This window comes from Blautia sp. An46, assembly GCF_002161645.1.
GTDB lineage: Bacteria > Bacillota > Clostridia > Lachnospirales > Lachnospiraceae > Blautia > Blautia ornithocaccae.
Map to the genome: position 1 here is coordinate 21,276 of NZ_NFIF01000004.1, position 18,412 is coordinate 39,687.

Consider the following 18,412-nt stretch of genomic DNA (forward strand, 5'->3'; position numbering starts at 1 on the left):
ACGGGGCTGCAGTATAAAATGAAAGATCCTAAGGGATTTTACATTTTATACAGCAGTCCCGTATTTCCTATGGAAAAGAGAATGCTCAGCGACAAAGCAGAAAGGCCTCAATAGCCTTTACAGCCATATCTTCGTCTGGGCCCTCTGCAATGATATCAATAGATGTTCCCGGTGAGAGGTTAAAAGCCATTACTCCCATGATGCTCTTGGCATTTATCTGTGTTTCGCCGCATGACAATAAAATCTTGCTCTGAAACCGACAGGCAGTACCAACCAATTCAGAAAATGGGTGTTTACAGGATTTTTCTAAATCGGATATGGTGATGGTCTGTTTTTTCATCTGTTGTCCCTCCTTTTACTGGCTGCATAAATATACATTTTGCCTGTATTATATAGCAAACATCTAAATGTTTCAAGAAAAAAACTTAATCTGCATCCGTACTTTACGGATATGGATTATTATAATTTGTTATTTCCGTGGCTAAAATATCTCTGTGTAGATTTAAAGGAGGAAGACATGAGTATTGACTACAAATCTATAGGAAGGCGGATTAAAGCTGCGCGCATAAGCCTGGATATGACCCAGGAACGCCTTGCAGAGAAGGTGAATCTGTCTCCCAGTCATCTCAGTAATATTGAGACCGGTACCACAAAGGTAAGTCTATCTACCATTGTGAAGCTTGCAAATGCTCTCCATGTATCAGTAGACAGTCTGCTGGCAGATAGTGTTGTACAGTCTAAGGCAGTATTTGAACAGGATATACAGACCATTCTCAGCGACTGTGATGACTATGAAATCCGGGTGATCGCGGATATTGCAGCGGCCACTAAAAAGACGCTCCGAAAAGAAGCAAAATTAAAGAGCGCATGGAAAAAGCCGGGGTGTTGATTCCTTTGGGAAACAGTCCCGGCACATTTCTGCTCTCAGTCCTCTTCTATGATTTCCAGCTGGAAATAATCAAAATCCAGTACCTCTATAAAATTGTCCTGAGAAAACCTCACCTTGGAAAATCTCTGAAAATCTTTAATATTGGCATCCAGCCAGATGGGGGAACCAAGATCAAATTCATGACAGATCGTATCCAGGGCATGAAAAACCTTCTTAGTCCGGCTGTCCTTGGTATCATCACAGACTACCAGGCTTTTCAATATATGTGTATCTTTATAAATTGTACCCATTATGCGAAACATAGCATTTCCTTTCTTCTTTGCTTTTTCGGCTATATTATAAAAAACTGAAGGTAAAGTGTAAAGCTTCTTTGCAGTTTTTATAGCTGATTGTGCAGATTGCTTACAGAAATTACAAAAAACTGTCAAAATGACAAGGGGGCGGAGGTTTTTGTCCATGCTTACTAAGAGTCACCTCAATCTTTGTTGAATTGAACTATGGAAAAAAAAGACGGATAGGGGTATACTGAGTACAGTTCAAAAGCAGGACATATAACTATTTTAGGAGGAAATGAAAAATGGCAAGTTTATCATTGCAGCATATTAACAAAACTTACCCAAACGGATTTGAAGCAGTTAAGGATTTTAACCTTGAAATCGCAGATAAAGAATTTATCATCTTCGTAGGACCTTCAGGATGTGGTAAATCCACAACCCTTCGTATGATCGCCGGACTGGAAGAGATTAGTGGCGGTACATTAAAGATTGGCGATAAAGTAGTAAATGATGTAGAGCCAAAAGACAGAGATATCGCAATGGTATTCCAGAACTACGCTCTGTATCCTCATATGACAGTTTATGATAACATGGCATTTGGTCTGAAACTGAGAAAAGTTCCAAAAGATCAGATTGACAAAATGGTTAAAGAAGCAGCTAAGATCCTTGACCTGGAGAAACTGTTAGACCGTAAACCGAAAGCTCTTTCCGGTGGTCAGAGACAGCGTGTTGCTATGGGTCGTGCTATCGTACGTGAGCCTAAAGTATTCCTTATGGACGAGCCTCTGTCAAACCTGGATGCAAAACTTCGTGTTCAGATGCGTACTGAGATTTCCAAACTGCATGAGAGACTGGGCGCTACAATCATCTACGTAACCCATGACCAGACAGAAGCTATGACTCTTGGTACAAGAATCGTAGTTATGAAAGACGGTGTTGTTCAGCAGGTTGATACACCTCAGACATTATACAACGCTCCTTGCAACCTGTTCGTTGCAGGATTCATCGGATCTCCTCAGATGAACTTCTTAGATGCAACTGTTCATGTAAAAGGCGATGATGTTCAGCTTCAGATTGGCAAGACTGTTCTTCATGTTCCAGCTTCCAAGAAGAAAGCTCTTATTGACGGCGGATATGACGGAAAGACAGTTGTTATGGGTATTCGTCCAGAGCATGTATACGATGACGAAGCTCGTATCCAGGCATTCCCGAACAGCGTAATCGAAGGAAAGATCACTGTTTACGAATTACTTGGCGCTGAAGTTTACCTGTACTTTGATACAGAAGGATTCTCTATGACAGCAAGAGTTAATCCTCGTACAACAGCAAGATCTGGCGATACAGTTAAATTTGCTCTGGATATGGAAAAAATCCACATCTTCGACAAAGAGACAGAGCAGGTTATCACAAACTAAAAAAGAATATGGATACCAACGGGGAATTCCGTTGATGCCAATAGAGAAGGGAAACAGGATGCTCAGGCATACCTGTTTCCCTTTTTATATTTTTTTAATCTTCCAGGAGCAGGGAGCTGGGGAGAGTAGGATTGAAATTTTTCCCCATACTTTTTACAGAATGGGAGGTAAGTATATAGTTTTCGGGAAGCTCCCTGGGAGAAAAACCGGTCAATTCCCGGAATACCCGGTTAAAATGCCGGATAGTATCGAATCCGCAGCAGGAGGCAATATCAGTAATAGAGAGCTGCCTGGTATTGTGGTTTAAAAGATAGATGGCTTTTTCCAGCCGGATGATGTTCAGGTACTGAGAAAAAGTCATACCGGAAACCGTCTTAAAAAAACGTGAAAAATAGGGCTTTGATAATCCCATAAAGGCAGCGGCGTCCTCAAAAGTGATGTAGCTGCATTTTTCTTCAATCTCTCCCAGGAGATTCTTGTAATTTTCCATGGAGGTGTTGTCTCTGCTTTTTCCCCGGTGGACCAGAGGCTCCTTTCTGAAGATATCCAGCATCAGCAAGGTCAGCAGGCTGCGGACCCTCAGGTCAAAATACCGTTCCTGAAGAGAGAGTTCTTTTTTGATTTCTCGATAATAGTCTGCTATAAAAGGATGGGGAGAGAACTGAGGATGCTGGGGCCTGTGGCCAGGAGCAATCTCTTCCAGGATTCTGGAGTCAAACATGATGATTTCTGTAATACTGGATGGACTTCCCTTGATATAGTGGATTTCTCTGCTGTCAATAAAGAAAGCATTTCCTTTTTTTAGCTCATAGACAGTATTATTCAGAGAAACTGTAACCTGTCCTTTTTCTATATACAACAATTCACATTCCATGTGCCAGTGGGGAAGATTGTGGAGGTTTTCATATCTTCCTGCCCATACGCTGTCCCGGCCTTTGTTTTCCCTGAGTTCAAAATTAGCCAGCATAAAAAGATACCTGCCTTTCTGAAAATTTGCCGCTCTTTACAAAAAGGGCAGAAACGGATGCCCTGAATAGATAGGTTAAGTTCACTGTAACAAAAAAGATAATAAATGTCCATAAACAAGTAACAGATTTCTTTTCTTTTTTTCAGCAGGAGATATACTGAAATCATATCAAGGTACGTTGTGATTTTATAAAAGAAATGGGAGGTACAACATTATGTTAAAAATGAAAGAGTACAAATTCTGGTTCTGTACAGGTTCACAGGATTTATATGGCCAGGCGTGCCTGGACCATGTGGCAGAACATTCTAAGATTATTGTAGACAGGCTGAATAAGTCAGGGGTATTGCCTTTTGAAGTAGTATGGAAACCTACCCTGCTGACAAATGCTATGATCCGCCAGACTTTCAATGAGGCTAATGCCGATGAAAACTGTGCTGGTGTTATTACCTGGATGCATACTTTCTCCCCGGCAAAATCCTGGATACTGGGACTTCAGGAGTACAGAAAACCTTTACTCCATCTTCACACCCAGTTTAACAGAGAGATTCCTTATGACACCATTGACATGGATTTTATGAATGAAAACCAGGCAGCTCATGGCGACAGAGAGTACGGACATATTGTGAGCCGCATGGGAATTGAAAGAAAAGTAATCGTAGGATTCTGGGATGACAAAGAGGTTCAGGAGAGAATCGCATCCTGGATGAGGACTGCTATCGGTGTTATTGAAAGCAGCCATATCCGTGTTATGAGAGTTGCAGATAACATGCGTAATGTAGCTGTTACTGAAGGCGATAAAGTAGAAGCCCAGATCAAATTTGGCTGGGAAGTAGACGCTTATCCGGTAAATGAGATTGCAGAAGCAGTGGAAGCTGTGTCTAAAGCAGACACAGATGCTCTGGTTGAAGAATACTACAGCAAATATGATATTCTCCTGGAAGGAAGAGATCCGGAAGAATTCAAAAAACATGTTGCTGTTCAGGCTCAGATTGAGCTGGGATTTGAAAGATTTCTGGAAGAAAAGAATTATCAGGCCATTGTAACCCACTTCGGAGATCTGGGCAGCTTAAAACAGCTTCCAGGTCTGGCTATCCAGAGACTGATGGAAAAAGGCTATGGATTCGGCGGCGAAGGAGACTGGAAGACAGCAGCTATGGTACGCCTGATGAAGATCATGACACAGGGCAAGAAAGATGCCAAAGGAACTTCTTTCATGGAAGACTATACTTACAATCTGGTTCCGGGAAAAGAGGGAATTCTGGAAGCCCATATGCTGGAAGTCTGCCCGACCATCGCAGACGGCCCTATCAGCATTAAATGCCAGCCTCTTTCTATGGGAGACAGAGAAGATCCTGCAAGACTGGTATTTACTTCTAAGACAGGCAAAGCAGTGGCTACTTCCCTGATCGACCTGGGAGACAGATTCCGCCTGATCATTAATGATGTAGACTGCAAGAAAGTAGAGAAACCAATGCCGAAACTTCCAGTAGCTACAGCTTTCTGGACACCACAGCCCAACCTGCAGACAGGAGCCGAGGCATGGATACTGGCCGGCGGAGCTCATCACACAGCTTTCAGCTATGACCTGACTGCAGAACAGATGGGTGACTGGGCAGCCGCAATGGGTATCGAAGCAGTATATATTGACAAAGACACAAATATTAGAGATTTCAAAAATGAACTCCGCTGGAATGCAGCAGCATTCAGACTTCATATCTAGAAAATATAAGTACATTACAGACCGGGAGACTGCCTGCATAAAGGCGGCCTCCCGGTACTGTGTATAAATGGACAGATATTGGATTGATATGAAATCTGAGATTTTCTCCTCAGGTTCTGTTGCGATTTCAAAAAAAATACGGTATTATTATAAGTAAAAAGATTCGTGAAAAGCCAGATAAAGGAGAAAAACATGATTTCAAGTCAAATTATACAGAAAACATTAGATGAATTACGGACGATTACCAGAATAGATTTGTGCGTTATGGACGTTGACGGGAAAGTAAATTCTTCAACTTTTCCTGTGGAAAATGAAGACTTCGGAGATGTGAGAGCATTTGCAGATTCTATGGCTGACAGTCAGGTGATGAGAGGATACCATTTCTTTAAGATTTTTGACAATCAGGCGGTAGAGTACGTGCTTATTGCAAAGGGAAGCAATGAGGACGCATATATGATCGGCAGGGTTGCGGTTGCTGAAATCCAGAACCTGATCGTAGCGTACAAAGAGCGTTTTGATAAGTCAAACTTTATTCAGAATCTTATACTGGATAACCTGCTTTTAGTAGATGTTTATAATCGGGCAAAAAAGCTTCACATTGCCGTTGAAGCAAAACGGGTGGTCCTGCTTATAGAGACCAAAAATGAGAAGGACCAGGATTCTATGGAAATCCTGAAAAATCTTTTTGTTTCCAGAACAAATGATTTTATTACTGCCATTGATGAAAAAAATATCATTATTGTCCGCAGTTTGGAGGAAAACGAGGGATACGAGGAAATCGACAAGATTGCCAATACCATTGTAGACATGCTCAATGCTGAAGCCATGTCCCAGGTCCGTGTTTCCTATGGAAATATTATCCATGAAATCAAAGATGTATCCAGATCCTACAAAGAAGCCAAGATGGCTATGGACGTAGGAAAAATCTTCTATGTAGACAAAACAATCGTAGGATACAACAATCTGGGCATTGGACGACTGATTTATCAGCTTCCTATGCCCTTGTGCGAAATGTTTATAAAAGAGGTATTTGGAGGAAAGCTGCCAGACGCTCTGGATGACGAAACACTGAATACTATCAACAAATTCTTTGACAACAGCCTGAATATTTCTGAGACTTCCAGGCAGCTGTTTCTTCACAGAAATACGCTGGTTTACAGGCTGGAGAAAATCCAGAAAAGCACAGGTCTTGATATCAGAGTATTCGATGATGCCTTGACATTTAAGATTGCCCTTATGGTGTCCAGTTATATGGACTTTATGAAAAAACAGGATATGTAACCAGGAAAACAGCTCGGAGACAGGGGAGTTCTGCTTTCGGGCTGTTCTTTATCCCTGACGATTGTACTATTGTATACAAATGATTTATTGTGCTAAACTGCTTGCTTTTTAAAGCAATAGATTCTATAATAGTAGAAAACCTTTGAAATTGGAGGAAAGTATCATGATAAAATTATACGACGGTGGTGCGTGGCTGATCGATGGCAAAGAACTTCTGCCTGACAGCCCTCAGGCCGGAGAAATCATTCAGAATAAATATGGTAAAACAGCCCTGGATAAGAAGGAGGCTGCTAAGAATACCATTGCCTATTCTATTTTAAAAGCTCATAATACTTCAGACAATATGGACGAACTGAAGATTAAATTTGACAAGCTCACCTCCCATGATATCACTTTCGTGGGAATTATTCAGACAGCCAGAGCTTCAGGCCTGGAAAAATTCCCGATTCCCTATGTATTGACCAACTGCCATAACTCTCTCTGTGCAGTAGGAGGTACAATTAATGAAGATGACCATATGTTTGGTCTTACCTGTGCAAAACGATATGGCGGAGTTTACGTACCCCCTCATCAGGCGGTTATCCATCAGTTTGCAAGAGAAATCCTGGCAGAAGGCGGAAAAATGATCCTGGGCTCTGACAGCCATACCCGTTACGGAGCTTTGGGTACTATGGCCATGGGAGAAGGGGGACCGGAGCTGGTAAAACAGCTGCTGGGAAGAACCTATGATATTAAATGTCCTGAAGTAGTGGGAATCTATCTCACCGGAAAACCGGTTCCCGGCGTAGGACCTCAGGATGTGGCGCTGGCCATTATCGGTGCTGTTTTTGCAAACGGCTATGTGAAAAATAAAGTAATGGAATTTGTAGGCCCAGGCGTAGAAAACCTCAGTGCTGATTTCCGTATCGGCGTTGATGTTATGACTACAGAAACTACCTGTCTTTCCTCTATCTGGAAGACAGATTCCGCTGTGAAAGACTTCTATGATATCCATGGAAGAGGCCAGGATTACAAAGAACTGAATCCTGGGGCAGTGACCTATTACGATGGTCTTGTATATGTGGAATTGGATAAGATCCGCCCAATGATCGCCATGCCTTTCCATCCAAGCAATACCTATACAATAGAAGAGCTGAACGCAAATCTCATGGATATTCTGGATGATGTGGAGAAGAAAGCCCAGGTCAGCCTGGACGGCAAGATTCCGTATACATTGAAAGATAAAGTGAAAGACGGAAAACTGTATGTAGAGCAGGGAATCATCGCCGGCTGTGCGGGCGGCGGCTTCGAAAATATCTGTGATGCAGCAGATATCCTCAGAGGAGCAAGCATAGGTTCCGATGCCTTTACTTTAAGCATTTATCCTGCAAGTACGCCGATTTATATGGAGCTGGCCAAGAACGGGGTTCTGGCTGATCTGCTTCAGACAGGAGCAGTAGTGAAAACTGCTTTCTGCGGTCCATGCTTTGGAGCAGGAGATACACCTGCCAATAATGCACTGAGCATTCGTCATTCTACCAGAAACTTCCCTAACAGAGAAGGCTCTAAGATACAGAACGGCCAGATTTCTTCTGTGGCCCTTATGGATGCCCGTTCAATCGCCGCTACAGCAGCAAATAAAGGGCGGCTTACGCCAGCTACAGAATTCGCAGGAGAATACAGACATCCCCAGTATTTCTTCGACAAGACTATTTATGAAAACAGAGTGTTCGACAGCAAAGGAAAGGCAGATCCTACAGTAGAGATTCAGTTTGGTCCCAATATTAAAGACTGGCCGGAAATGCCTGGACTTACAGATAATCTTGTACTGAAAGTCGTTTCCGAGATTCATGATCCGGTAACAACTACCGATGAGCTGATCCCATCTGGTGAAACTTCTTCTTACCGTTCCAACCCGCTGAAGCTGGCAGAGTTTGCTCTTTCCAGAAAAGACCCGGACTACGTAGGGCTTGCCAAAGAAGTTCAGGTGGCAGAAAAAGCCAGAGAAGCAGGAGAGAACCCGGCAGATGCTTTTTCAGAGCTGAAACCGGTGTGGGACAAGATTGCAGAGTCTTATCCGGATGCCGATAAGGACAATACAGGAGTGGGAAGTACGATTTTTGCAGTGAAACCTGGAGACGGTTCTGCAAGAGAGCAGGCAGCTTCCTGCCAGAAAGTATTGGGCGGATGGGCCAATATTGCCAACGAATATGCGACAAAGCGTTATCGCTCAAACCTGATCAACTGGGGTATGCTTCCTTTCCTGATTCCGGAAGGAGAGCTTCCATTTAAGAAAGGGGATTATCTCTTTATTCCGGATATCCGCAGAGCGGTAGAAGAGGGAAGAAAAGAGATCAAAGCCTATACAGTAGGTGATCAGATGAAAGAATTTACACTGGCCCTGGGAGACATGACAGAAGATGAGAGAGAAATCATCCTGGAGGGATGTCTGATCAACTATTACAGATCCGGCAAATGATTTTCAGACTGACCGTAAAACAATAAACAAAAGAGTGCCGCCGTATAAAGCAGAGCTGGAGCAGAAGAACTTTCAGCAGCATTTATGCGGCGGTTTTCTGTTGATGGAAAGAAACTCCCCAGGGACTTCTTTTTGAGATAGTTCAGCATTTTCTCAAAAATTATAATTGTGCATATAATTTGAAGAATTACATTTAATTTACAGCATAAATTAATATAAAAAAGATAATATAAAAAAATAAAACTTTTTTTGAAAAATAGGTTGACAAATCTCGGACTGTGTTGTATTATAATATCAACAAAAAACAAAACACCAAATCAAAACTTCATAACCATTTCAAAATTAGAAACGAGAAATCAATTTTGAAGATGGCCACAAGGAATAAAGATTAAAAAGTAATTGTTGTTTATAAAACTTTAGGTGTATGGAGAATACAAAATAAGACTTATAGATAATAATTAAAAGTTAATCGTCCAAGGAAAAAAAGTAAAAGTTTGGTGAAAGGTTTTTTAATAAAGATAAGGAGGTTTAGTCCAATGGGAACGGATGAATCAAATTATCAATATGAGAGTGGTAAGACATTACTCCCCTAAAGAAAGACCTGAAATAGAGAATAATCAGAAGAATCCTTAAAAAGCAGAAATGAGATAGGATAAAAAGTTTCAGGTAAATATATCAAGGATGTCCTCATATTGAATATTTACCACAAAAATAATAGAAAGATTTTAAAATATATGTAAAGAAATATATTTTAAAAAAACAAAGTATTTATATATCAATTGAAAGTGTATAGAAGTTGAAGAGATAAGAAGATATGATGAGTTGTATTCGTAGAAATAAGCCTGTTGTATTCGAGAATCTTAGGGAAAAAGATTCGATACACTGATAAGAAATATATAAAGAAATGTTTGAAAAACAAAATAGCCCGAACTATTTGTTGGAAACTTTTTATTATCCTATATAGAGATTGATATAAAACTTTCAATAAGTTCTGAATAGAATTTATCAAGGGGATAAAAATAAAGATACATGGTAACTAAAAACCATACAAATGATACTGATATTAAAGAAAATTTAAAAGAGCATCAATCAGAATATTGATACTGAATAAAGAAAATATCTTTAAAGAAAAGTATCAGAAAAGAAAGCAAGAAAACGAGGTTTAAAAATTGAATAAAGAAGAGCATTAGGACAACCGTTGTATCGGAAAAAATTTGAAGATATGGCGGTTGTTCCTTTGTGAAAAAATAGTTGTATAAGAGGTATTATGGGAAGGCTAAGTATCGAAGAAACAATTTTATATGAAGACAAAGATATTATCGTATGCAGGAAACCAGGAGGAGTACCAGTTCAGACCAGAAGAACGGGAATGATGGATTTGGAAAGCTGGATAAAAAATTATCTGGCTGCAAAAGGAGAGGATAGTTATCTGGCAGTTATTCACAGACTGGACCAGCCTGTTCAGGGAATCCTGGTATTTGGAAAAAATCAGAAAAGTGCCGCCGGCCTTAGTCAGCAGGTGCAGACAGGGCAGATGAAAAAAACTTATCTGGCCTGTGTCCAGGGAGTGCCAGAAGAAAAAGAGGGAACACTGGAAAACCAGATGGAGAAAATCCCTGGGAGCAATTTTTCCAGGGTTGTGGAAGAGAAAACAAAAAACAGTAAAAAAGCTGTGTTGAAATATAAAGTTTTGAAAGAAAAGGAAGGCCAAAGTCTTTTGGAAATTGATTTAAAGACCGGAAGACATCATCAGATCAGGGTACAGTTAGCTCATGCTGGCTTTCCAATCATAGGAGATACAAAATATAACGAAAAAGAAGATGGCAAAGGTGAATGGAAGGAAATGGGGCTGTGTGCCAGTAAGCTGTCTTTCCGTCATCCCCAGACCGGGAAAAAGATGGAATTTCAGGTAAACCCAGATGGGAATTTTCCTATAGTATAAGTATTTGCTCTTTCCCCATACTAAGAAAAAAGAGATGGGGTGAGGGTCAGATGAAAATAAAGAAACTTGCTTTGCAAATGGGAGTTATAGCAGGAGTGATTTTGGGCATGAAATATGTCTTTCCTGTAATGCTCCCTTTTTTCATGGGCTGGCTTTTAGCAGAGGCTGTCCATCCTCTGGCCCGATATTTTGCGGAAAAGAGGTGGAGTAAAAAACTCCATATCAGAGAAAGCGGATTCGGCGGCTTTTTTATCCTGGTTTTTACAGTTATAGGAATAGGACTGTTACTTATGGGAGCCCAGTATGTAACCAGTAAAATAGGGGATTGTATGAAATACTATCCTCAGATAAAAGCCGAAGCAGTAGAGCTGGTGGGGCAGTGCTGCCAGGGTGTGGAAAGTCTTACCGGTATACCGGCTGTGGAAAGCAGAGATTTTATTTTCAGGCAGGTGGGAGAGTTTCAAGACTATCTTATGGAAGATGGGATAAGCATGAACCATGCAATGGATTCAGTAAAAATCTGCATTACAGTTTTGAGCGTATTTATCGTAGGAATTGTTTCTGCTATTTTATTTCTCCAGGAAAGAGAGAAAATCAGGAGTGTTTTAGAGAAAAAAAGATTTTTTCAAAAGGCGGGAAAACTGGGAAGAGAATTACTGGAGGGGACCAAAGGGTATTTAAAAGCCCAGTTTAAAATTACCTCTTTGATCAGTCTGATATGTATTGCCGGATTCTGGATGCTGAAAGTCCCATACTTCTTTGGCTGGGGGCTGGCAACGGGAGTCATGGACGCCTTGCCGATACTGGGGACTGGGACATTTCTTATACCTGGGGGGATATTTCTGCTTTTTCAGGGGAAAACGGCTGTGGGCATTGGATTTTTTCTGCTTTATATCCTTACGGCAGGAATCCGGCAGATCCTGGAACCAAGACTTATAGGAAGCCAGGTGGGACTTTCTCCCCTGCTGGTCCTTCTTTCGGTATATTTGGGAGTAATCCTATACGGGGGATTAGGATTTGTGCTGGGGCCACTGTCCGCCCTGCTTTTATATGGAATATTCAGGGAATGGGATTTGCTGCGGGAATGAATAATTACAAAGACTTTTCTAAGACTTTAAAAAATTTTTATAAACAATGTGAAATTTTATAGACTAATAAAAAGTTTCGTGTATAATGAAAGCGTAGTTTTGAACAGGATGATAAACATGTAAAGGCAGGGTAAAAACATGAAAAAGGCAATAGCGGCCTTTCTGTGTATCATGCTGACCACAGGAATGATCAGCGGCTGCGCAGAAAGGGAACCGGAATCTGAAGCTGCTCAGGAAAATACTGGGGCAGAAGAATCCCAGGAGACACAGGATTCCCAGGAGGAACCAGAAGAGAGCCAGGAAGAAACCGCTGAAAAGGAAGAAAATGCCCAGGTCGCAGAAAGTACTGGAGAAGAGGATCAGGAAGCCGGAGACCAGGAAGACAGCCAGGATCGGGATATGACAGAAGACCTGACTATGTCGGTTCTTAAAGACCAGGCAGGAACCGTGGACTATACATCACTTGAAGAATTGACGCCAGAGGCAGGGAGCAGGATTGCTGTAGTGCTAAAGAGTACCAGAGATGAATTCTGGACAACTGTCAGGGACGGAATAGAGGATGCTGTAAAAGCTCTTAACGAAAAAATGGGGTATACGGGAGAAGATCAGATAATGGTTTCTTTTGACGGACCCACGGATGACTCAGATGTAGAAAAGCAGATTGACTTGATCGACACAGTGCTTTCCGAGAATCCTACAATTTTATGTATTGCAGCGATTGACAGACAGTCCTGTGAGGCCCAGCTGGAGATGGCAGCGGAAAATGATATTCCAGTAGTGATGTTAGATTCAGGAGTGGAGAGCGGACCTATCTCGGCACTGTGCGCTACGGACAATTATGCAGCGGGCACAGAAGCTGCCAAGAAGATGGCGGAAGCAATAGGAGATGAAGGCCAGATAGCAGTGATGACGCATACAGAAAGCACTCAGACCAGTCAGGACAGAGAAAAGGGATTTACTGATGAGATCAGCAAGAATCACCCCAATATAGAAATTGTAAATATTTCCCATGAAAATGATGATTTTACCATGGAAAAGATGGCAGATGCTGTTTTTACACTTTATCCTGAAGTGGAAGGATATTTCTGCACCAATGAAGATGCGTCAGGGGCTGTGCTGGATGCGTTAGACGCTGCAGGAAAAGAGATTACAGTAATTGGATTCGACTCCGGTGAGCAGCAGCAAAACGCAGTGAAAAATGGCACGGAATTGGGATTTTTTGCCCAGAATCCTTACGGCATGGGATATGCAGCGGTGATAGCAGGCGTTCGCGCAGACCAGAATCTGGAGGTGGATACTTTTATCAACACCAGTTACCAGTGGATTGACAGCAGCAATCTGGAAAATGAGGAGTACAGCAATTATTTATATGGGTAATCCGTTAAAGTATATAGAAAAATTGAGAGAGATTGAAAGAAATTGTTCAATCTCTCTTTTTAAATGGGTAAAAAACGTCGGTTGAGGGATAATAGTAGTGGAAAATGCCGCAAAAAACTGTTAATAAATTGACAAAATGCATAATCCATAGTAATATCAGGTTATATGAAGGTGGTGATATTTTGGTAAAGGACACGATTCAGGTGATCAAGGACACTGAGCAGAAGGCAGAAGAACTTATAGAAAAAGCCAAAAAAGAGGCTGCTAAAATGACAGAATCTGCCAAAACAGAAGCTGCCCAGATAAAAAACGATATGATTGCCAAAGCCAGCCGACAGGCAGAAGAAGCTTTAAAAGAGGCTGAAAGCGCCGCTGCAAAAAAAATGGAGGCAGCAAAGAAAGAAGCGGGAGAAGAAGCCGGACGGCTGAGAGAAAAGGCCAGTGAGCTGGAAAAGACAGCAGTAGATGGTGTAATACAGAAACTGCTGTGATGAAAAAACGGTAAGTAAAGGAGGGATGCAAGTATGGCAGTTTTGCAGATGCAAAAGGTAAGTATCTGCGCACTGAAAAGAGACAGAAAAGCCATTTTGGAAAAAATACAGGCTATGGGAGTAATGGAGGTGTCCCAGATCCAGGAGGATATGGATGGCCTTGAAAAAATGAATACCCAGACGGCAAGGAGCATGTTTGAGAAAAATGCGGCTTCAGCGGATATGGCATTAGGGATTCTGGCAGAGTATGTGCCGGAAAAGACCTCTATGTTTGCCGGCCTGGAAGGAAAGAAGCTGGTGGACAAAGATGTGTTTGAGCAGGCAGTGGAACGAAAAGATAAGGTCATGAGTGTGGCCGCTACTGTGATCAGCCAGCAGAAAAAAATCGGAGAATACAGGGCAAATATCCAGAAGCTGGAAAACCAGATTGAAAGCCTGGAACCCTGGATGAACCTGGATGTGCCTATGGCTTACCGGGGAACCAGGACAACCGCTTTTCTTTTGGGAACTTTCTCCCAAGAGCTTTCTCTGGAAGAAATTTATGGGATGATCCTGGAGGGAGACGCTGAAGGGGCAGGAGCAGATGTGACAATCCTGTCTGCCGGAAAAGATGGTACTTACGTGGCTGTTCTGTGCCTTAGAGAAGACGAAGAAAAGGTAGAAGAAGCTCTGCGAAAAGGCGGCTTTTCCAAACCCTCGCAGCTGACAGCACAGGTTCCTGCACGGGCAAAGGAAAGCCTTCTGAGCCAGATACAGGGACAGAAGGCAGAAATTGAAAGCTGTCAGGAAGAGATACGGAGATACGCCTATGAAAGGACGAATCTGAAGCTGGTTTCTGACTATTTCAGAGCCAGAGCGCAGAAGTATGAGGTTTTGGGCACCTTACCTCAGTCCAAATCAACCTTTCTTATCAGCGGATATGTGCCGAAAAAAGCAGTAGGGGTTCTTGATAAGGCTCTTAATGAAAAATTTGTTATGAGTATGGAAGTGGAGGAAATACCTGAGGAGGAAGACGCACCGGTTCTTCTGAAGAACAATAAGTTTACAGAGTCAGTGGAAGGAATCGTGGAATCCTTCGGACTGCCGGCTAAAGGAGAGATAGATCCTACGGCCATTATGTCCTTTTTCTATGTGTTTTTCTTTGGACTGATGCTTTCCGATGCAGCTTATGGACTTCTGGTCTTCCTAGTGTGCTTTATCCTGGTAAAGAAATTTCCGAGGATGAGCAGCTCCATGAGGAAATCACTGAAGCTGTTTATGTATGGGGGAATTTCCACTTTGATATGGGGTATTCTTTTCGGAGGATATTTCGGAGACGCTATTGATGTGGTGGCAAGAACCTTTTTCCATGTGGATGTTCCCGAAGGAGGCTTAGTAAAGGCTCTGTGGTTTGTTCCTTTGAACGACCCCATGAAGCTGCTTCTGTTTTCTATGGCCTTTGGTCTGATACACCTTTTCACCGGATTGGGAATCAAGGGATATCTCCTTGTGCGGGATAAGAAATATCTGGACTTTTTCTGTGACGTAGTGCTTTGGTTTGTATTTTTGATCGGTCTGCTCCTTATGCTGATACCGAGCAGCCTGTTTGCTTCTATTTCACAGATGGACCCCAGCGTTTTCCCGCCGGTCATGAGCAGTGCAGGAAAAGTATTGGCAGTTATCGGTCTCGTGGGACTGGTCCTTATGTCAGGACGCTCCAGTAAAAATGTGGTGATACGCCTGGCCCTGGGACTTTATGACGTGTATAACGTAACAGGCTGGCTCAGTGATGTACTTTCCTATTCGCGTCTGCTGGCCCTGGGACTTGCCACAGGTGTTATCGCCTCTGTGGTAAACCAGATGGGAAGCATGTTTGGAGACGGCATCCTGGGAGCGATAATATTTATTTTAGTATTTATTATAGGACATGCCATGAATCTGGCAATCAATCTTCTGGGGGCGTATGTGCATACAAACCGTCTTCAGTACGTGGAATTTTTCGGTAAATTTTATGAGGGCGGCGGAAGGCCCTTTGAACCATTTTTTGCAAACACCAAATATGTAGATGTTAAGGAGGAAACACAGTTATGAGTCAGTTAGGAATTGTTTATGCATTATTGGGAGCTGCATTGGCAGTGTTTTTGGCTGGAGCAGGTTCTGCTATCGGCGTAGGTATTGCCGGTCAGGCGGCTTCAGGCGTAGTATCTGAAGATCCATCTAAATTTGCAAAGGTGCTGGTTATCCAGCTGCTGCCTGGTACACAGGGTATTTACGGACTGCTGGTAGGATTTATCACTCTGTCCAAGATCGGACTTCTGGGAGGCGGAGTTTTGGATTTAACTCCTCAGCAGGGACTTCTGGTCCTGGCGGCCTGCCTGCCTGTTGGTATCGTCGGCCTGATTTCAGGAAGAGCCCAGGGCCAGACAGCTGCAGCTGCTATCGGCATTGTAGCAAAGAAACCGGATCAGTTTGGTAAAGCCATGCTTTTCCCGGCAATGGTAGAAACTTATGCTATTCTGTCCCTTCTGATCTCTATTCTGGCTGTAACGAACATTCAGCTTTAAGCAGTCGGCGGAAAGACGGATAAAAGAAATGTTCAGGAAAGGGAGAATGAGAGAATGACTGGATTGGAAAAAATGAAGAGCCAGATTCTTGATGAAGCCCAAAAGAATGCAGATGAAATCCTGGAAGAGGCGAAGAAAGAAGCGGTGGAAATCAGAGAAGCGGCTCAGGAAGAAGCTCAGGCAGAATGTACCCGCATCCTGGAAAGATCCAGGGCAGAGGTAAAGAATGCTGAAGAGCGGTCCGTATCTTCCTGTGCTCTTCAGAAGAGAAAAGTACTTCTGGAAACCAAACAGGAGATCATTGCTCAGGTGCTGGAGAAAGCCTACAATACCCTGGCAGAGGCTGATGAGGAAACTTATTTCCGGATCATCCGGAAGATGATCGGAAAATACGCAGCCAGCCAGGCGGGAGAAATCTGCTTTTCGAAAAAAGATCTGGAGCGAATGCCTAAGGGCTTTGAAGAGGAAATTCAGAGGATTGCCAAAGAGAATGGAGGGGCCTTGGTCCTTTCAGAGGAAACCAGAGATATAAACGGCGGTTTTATCCTGATATATGGAGGAATCGAAGAGAACTGCAGTTTCCAGGCAATGTTTAATTCCAGAAAAGATGAGCTTTCGGATAAAGTTCATGAAGTATTATTTTCATAAGCGGTAACCGCAGAAGGAGGAATCGATTTGAGTAATACCAAATACACCTATGCGGTTGCGCGAATCCGGGCTTTGGAGACAAAGCTGTTTAACCAGGCGGTGATCGATCAGTTAATAGGCTGTGCCACAGAGGAAGAGTGCATCCAGTTTCTGGAAGAAAAAGGCTGGGGAGATCAGGAGACTTCCGGAAACGGAGAGGCTATTCTGAACAGAGAGGAAGAGAAGACCTGGGAGACTATCCAGGAGATGGGCGTAGATATGTCGGTATTCGATGTGCTGTCCTACCCCAATCTTTTCCATAATCTGAAAGCGGCTATTAAAGAAGCCTGCACCCCGGAAGGGAGCCGGCCTACGAATATTTATTATGAGGATACCAGTATTCCTCCCCAGGAGATGCTGGAGATCATTCAGAATAAGGAATTTTCCAGGCTGCCTCAAATCATGGCGGAACCTGCCAAAGAAGCCTATGAAGCCCTTCTTCATACCAGAGATGGGCAGCTCTGCGATGTGATCATAGACCGGGCGGCGCTGGATGCTATTTATCAGGCGGGGCAGAAGGCCAGGGACAAGATCATTAAAGATTATGCAGAATCGGTAGTGGCAGTGGCAGACATCCGGATTGCCGTCCGTTCCCAGAAAACCGGGAAGACAGTGGAGTTTATGAAGCGTGCAATGGCAGAATGTGAATCATTAAATGTAGATCAGCTTGCCAGAGCTGCAGCAGGGGGCATAGAGGCGGTGACAGAATATCTGTCTCAGACAGCCTACGCCCAGGGTGGCCAGGCTATTGCAGAGTCCCCCTCAGCTTTTGAGCGGTGGTGTGACAATCGTCTGATGCAGGATATGCAGCCGCAGAAATATGAGGTGTTTTCTGTAGGCCCTCTGGTGGCCTATGTGCTGGCAAGGCAGAATGAGATTAAAACGGTACGGATCATCTTGTCAGGAAAGCAGAATGGTTTTTCTGATGATTCTATCCGGGAAAGGGTAAGGGATATGTATGTATAAGATTGCAGTGATCGGGGATTACGACAGCATTTACGGTTTCGCCGCACTGGGTCTTGACATTTATCCAGCAGCCAACCGTAAAGAAGCGGAAGAAAAATTAGAAGCTCTGGCAGGGAAAGGATATGGGATCATCTATATCACAGAAGCCCTGGCAGCAGAGTGCAAACAGACTATCGAGAAATATCAGGAACAGGTACTGCCGGCTATTATCCAGATCCCCGGAGTTTCCGGGAATACGGGAATGGGAGTTCAGGGTGTGAAAGACTCTGTAGAGCGGGCAGTAGGTTCTGATATTTTATTCAGTAATAATTAG

Annotated in this window: 17 protein-coding genes; 14 read left to right on the forward strand and 3 right to left on the reverse strand. The window is 42.9% G+C overall.

All coding sequences use genetic code 11. The features are described from left to right. Positions 1 to 85: 85 nt before the first annotated feature. Positions 86 to 340, reverse strand: coding sequence for an HPr family phosphocarrier protein (locus tag B5G00_RS04530; protein WP_087269195.1), 255 nt, complete (start codon positions 338 to 340; stop codon positions 86 to 88). A 177-nt stretch (positions 341 to 517) separates the two neighbouring features. On the opposite strand from B5G00_RS04530, the gene B5G00_RS04535 reads away from it, so the two are divergent. Further along, entirely contained in the window at positions 518 to 889 is a 372-nt protein-coding gene (locus B5G00_RS04535) for a helix-turn-helix domain-containing protein (RefSeq protein WP_087269199.1), read from the forward strand. A gap of 35 nt (positions 890 to 924) precedes the next feature. Here the strand turns inward: B5G00_RS04535 and B5G00_RS04540 are convergent, their stop codons facing one another. Next, complete coding sequence (locus tag B5G00_RS04540; RefSeq protein WP_087269660.1) at positions 925 to 1,191, reverse strand: hypothetical protein; 267 nt, start codon at positions 1,189 to 1,191, stop codon at positions 925 to 927. Between the two features lie 275 nt (positions 1,192 to 1,466). On the opposite strand from B5G00_RS04540, the gene B5G00_RS04545 reads away from it, so the two are divergent. Further along, complete coding sequence (locus tag B5G00_RS04545; protein ID WP_087269202.1) at positions 1,467 to 2,579, forward strand: ABC transporter ATP-binding protein; 1,113 nt, start codon at positions 1,467 to 1,469, stop codon at positions 2,577 to 2,579. A gap of 94 nt (positions 2,580 to 2,673) precedes the next feature. Here the strand turns inward: B5G00_RS04545 and B5G00_RS04550 are convergent, their stop codons facing one another. Further along, positions 2,674 to 3,546, reverse strand: coding sequence for an AraC family transcriptional regulator (locus B5G00_RS04550; RefSeq protein ID WP_087269206.1), 873 nt, complete (start codon positions 3,544 to 3,546; stop codon positions 2,674 to 2,676). Between the two features lie 214 nt (positions 3,547 to 3,760). On the opposite strand from B5G00_RS04550, the gene araA reads away from it, so the two are divergent. The 12 genes from araA to B5G00_RS04610 all read left to right on the forward strand — a co-directional run bounded on the left by araA (position 3,761) and on the right by B5G00_RS04610 (position 18,412). Then, positions 3,761 to 5,266, forward strand: coding sequence for an L-arabinose isomerase (araA, locus tag B5G00_RS04555; RefSeq protein WP_087269209.1), 1,506 nt, complete (start codon positions 3,761 to 3,763; stop codon positions 5,264 to 5,266). A gap of 192 nt (positions 5,267 to 5,458) precedes the next feature. Next, positions 5,459 to 6,547: a PucR family transcriptional regulator gene (locus tag B5G00_RS04560; protein ID WP_087269211.1), complete on the forward strand. Its 1,089-nt coding sequence runs from the start codon at positions 5,459 to 5,461 to the stop codon at positions 6,545 to 6,547. Positions 6,548 to 6,710: 163 nt separating this feature from the next. After that, entirely contained in the window at positions 6,711 to 9,005 is a 2,295-nt protein-coding gene (locus tag B5G00_RS04565; RefSeq protein WP_087269214.1) for a hydratase, read from the forward strand. A gap of 1,267 nt (positions 9,006 to 10,272) precedes the next feature. Continuing rightward, entirely contained in the window at positions 10,273 to 10,947 is a 675-nt protein-coding gene (locus B5G00_RS04570; RefSeq protein ID WP_087269217.1) for an RluA family pseudouridine synthase, read from the forward strand. A gap of 50 nt (positions 10,948 to 10,997) precedes the next feature. Beyond that, entirely contained in the window at positions 10,998 to 12,035 is a 1,038-nt protein-coding gene (locus B5G00_RS04575) for an AI-2E family transporter (protein WP_087269219.1), read from the forward strand. A gap of 138 nt (positions 12,036 to 12,173) precedes the next feature. Then, positions 12,174 to 13,412 carry an ABC transporter substrate-binding protein gene (locus B5G00_RS04580; protein ID WP_087269222.1) on the forward strand — a complete coding sequence of 413 codons (1,239 nt, stop codon included), beginning with the start codon at positions 12,174 to 12,176 and terminating at the stop codon, positions 13,410 to 13,412. 182 nt (positions 13,413 to 13,594) lie between these two features. After that, positions 13,595 to 13,903 carry a hypothetical protein gene (locus B5G00_RS04585; RefSeq protein WP_087269225.1) on the forward strand — a complete coding sequence of 103 codons (309 nt, stop codon included), beginning with the start codon at positions 13,595 to 13,597 and terminating at the stop codon, positions 13,901 to 13,903. Positions 13,904 to 13,936: 33 nt separating this feature from the next. Beyond that, positions 13,937 to 15,973 carry a V-type ATP synthase subunit I gene (locus tag B5G00_RS04590; RefSeq protein ID WP_087269228.1) on the forward strand — a complete coding sequence of 679 codons (2,037 nt, stop codon included), beginning with the start codon at positions 13,937 to 13,939 and terminating at the stop codon, positions 15,971 to 15,973. Then, on the forward strand, positions 15,970 to 16,446 hold the full coding sequence (locus B5G00_RS04595) for a V-type ATP synthase subunit K (RefSeq protein WP_087269231.1): 477 nt from the start codon (positions 15,970 to 15,972) through the stop codon (positions 16,444 to 16,446). Before B5G00_RS04590 ends, B5G00_RS04595 begins: the two co-directional genes overlap by 4 nt. A 54-nt stretch (positions 16,447 to 16,500) precedes the next feature. Continuing rightward, positions 16,501 to 17,094: a V-type ATP synthase subunit E gene (locus B5G00_RS04600; RefSeq protein ID WP_087269234.1), complete on the forward strand. Its 594-nt coding sequence runs from the start codon at positions 16,501 to 16,503 to the stop codon at positions 17,092 to 17,094. Between the two features lie 27 nt (positions 17,095 to 17,121). Continuing rightward, a complete protein-coding gene (locus B5G00_RS04605; protein ID WP_087269237.1) occupies positions 17,122 to 18,099 on the forward strand; it encodes a V0D/AC39 family V-type ATPase subunit in 978 nt (325 codons plus the stop codon). Next, entirely contained in the window at positions 18,092 to 18,412 is a 321-nt protein-coding gene (locus tag B5G00_RS04610; RefSeq protein WP_087269239.1) for a V-type ATP synthase subunit F, read from the forward strand. The genes B5G00_RS04605 and B5G00_RS04610 overlap by 8 nt, the downstream gene beginning before the upstream one ends.

Coding starts and splice junctions, on each gene's coding strand:
- B5G00_RS04530 (WP_087269195.1), bottom strand. CDS start 340: ATGAAAAAACAGACCATCACCATATCCGATTTAGAAAAATCCTGTAAA.
- B5G00_RS04535 (WP_087269199.1), top strand. CDS start 518: ATGAGTATTGACTACAAATCTATAGGAAGGCGGATTAAAGCTGCGCGC.
- B5G00_RS04540 (WP_087269660.1), bottom strand. CDS start 1,191: ATGTTTCGCATAATGGGTACAATTTATAAAGATACACATATATTGAAA.
- B5G00_RS04545 (WP_087269202.1), top strand. CDS start 1,467: ATGGCAAGTTTATCATTGCAGCATATTAACAAAACTTACCCAAACGGA.
- B5G00_RS04550 (WP_087269206.1), bottom strand. CDS start 3,546: ATGCTGGCTAATTTTGAACTCAGGGAAAACAAAGGCCGGGACAGCGTA.
- araA (WP_087269209.1), top strand. CDS start 3,761: ATGTTAAAAATGAAAGAGTACAAATTCTGGTTCTGTACAGGTTCACAG.
- B5G00_RS04560 (WP_087269211.1), top strand. CDS start 5,459: ATGATTTCAAGTCAAATTATACAGAAAACATTAGATGAATTACGGACG.
- B5G00_RS04565 (WP_087269214.1), top strand. CDS start 6,711: ATGATAAAATTATACGACGGTGGTGCGTGGCTGATCGATGGCAAAGAA.
- B5G00_RS04570 (WP_087269217.1), top strand. CDS start 10,273: ATGGGAAGGCTAAGTATCGAAGAAACAATTTTATATGAAGACAAAGAT.
- B5G00_RS04575 (WP_087269219.1), top strand. CDS start 10,998: ATGAAAATAAAGAAACTTGCTTTGCAAATGGGAGTTATAGCAGGAGTG.
- B5G00_RS04580 (WP_087269222.1), top strand. CDS start 12,174: ATGAAAAAGGCAATAGCGGCCTTTCTGTGTATCATGCTGACCACAGGA.
- B5G00_RS04590 (WP_087269228.1), top strand. CDS start 13,937: ATGGCAGTTTTGCAGATGCAAAAGGTAAGTATCTGCGCACTGAAAAGA.
- B5G00_RS04595 (WP_087269231.1), top strand. CDS start 15,970: ATGAGTCAGTTAGGAATTGTTTATGCATTATTGGGAGCTGCATTGGCA.
- B5G00_RS04600 (WP_087269234.1), top strand. CDS start 16,501: ATGACTGGATTGGAAAAAATGAAGAGCCAGATTCTTGATGAAGCCCAA.
- B5G00_RS04610 (WP_087269239.1), top strand. CDS start 18,092: ATGTATAAGATTGCAGTGATCGGGGATTACGACAGCATTTACGGTTTC.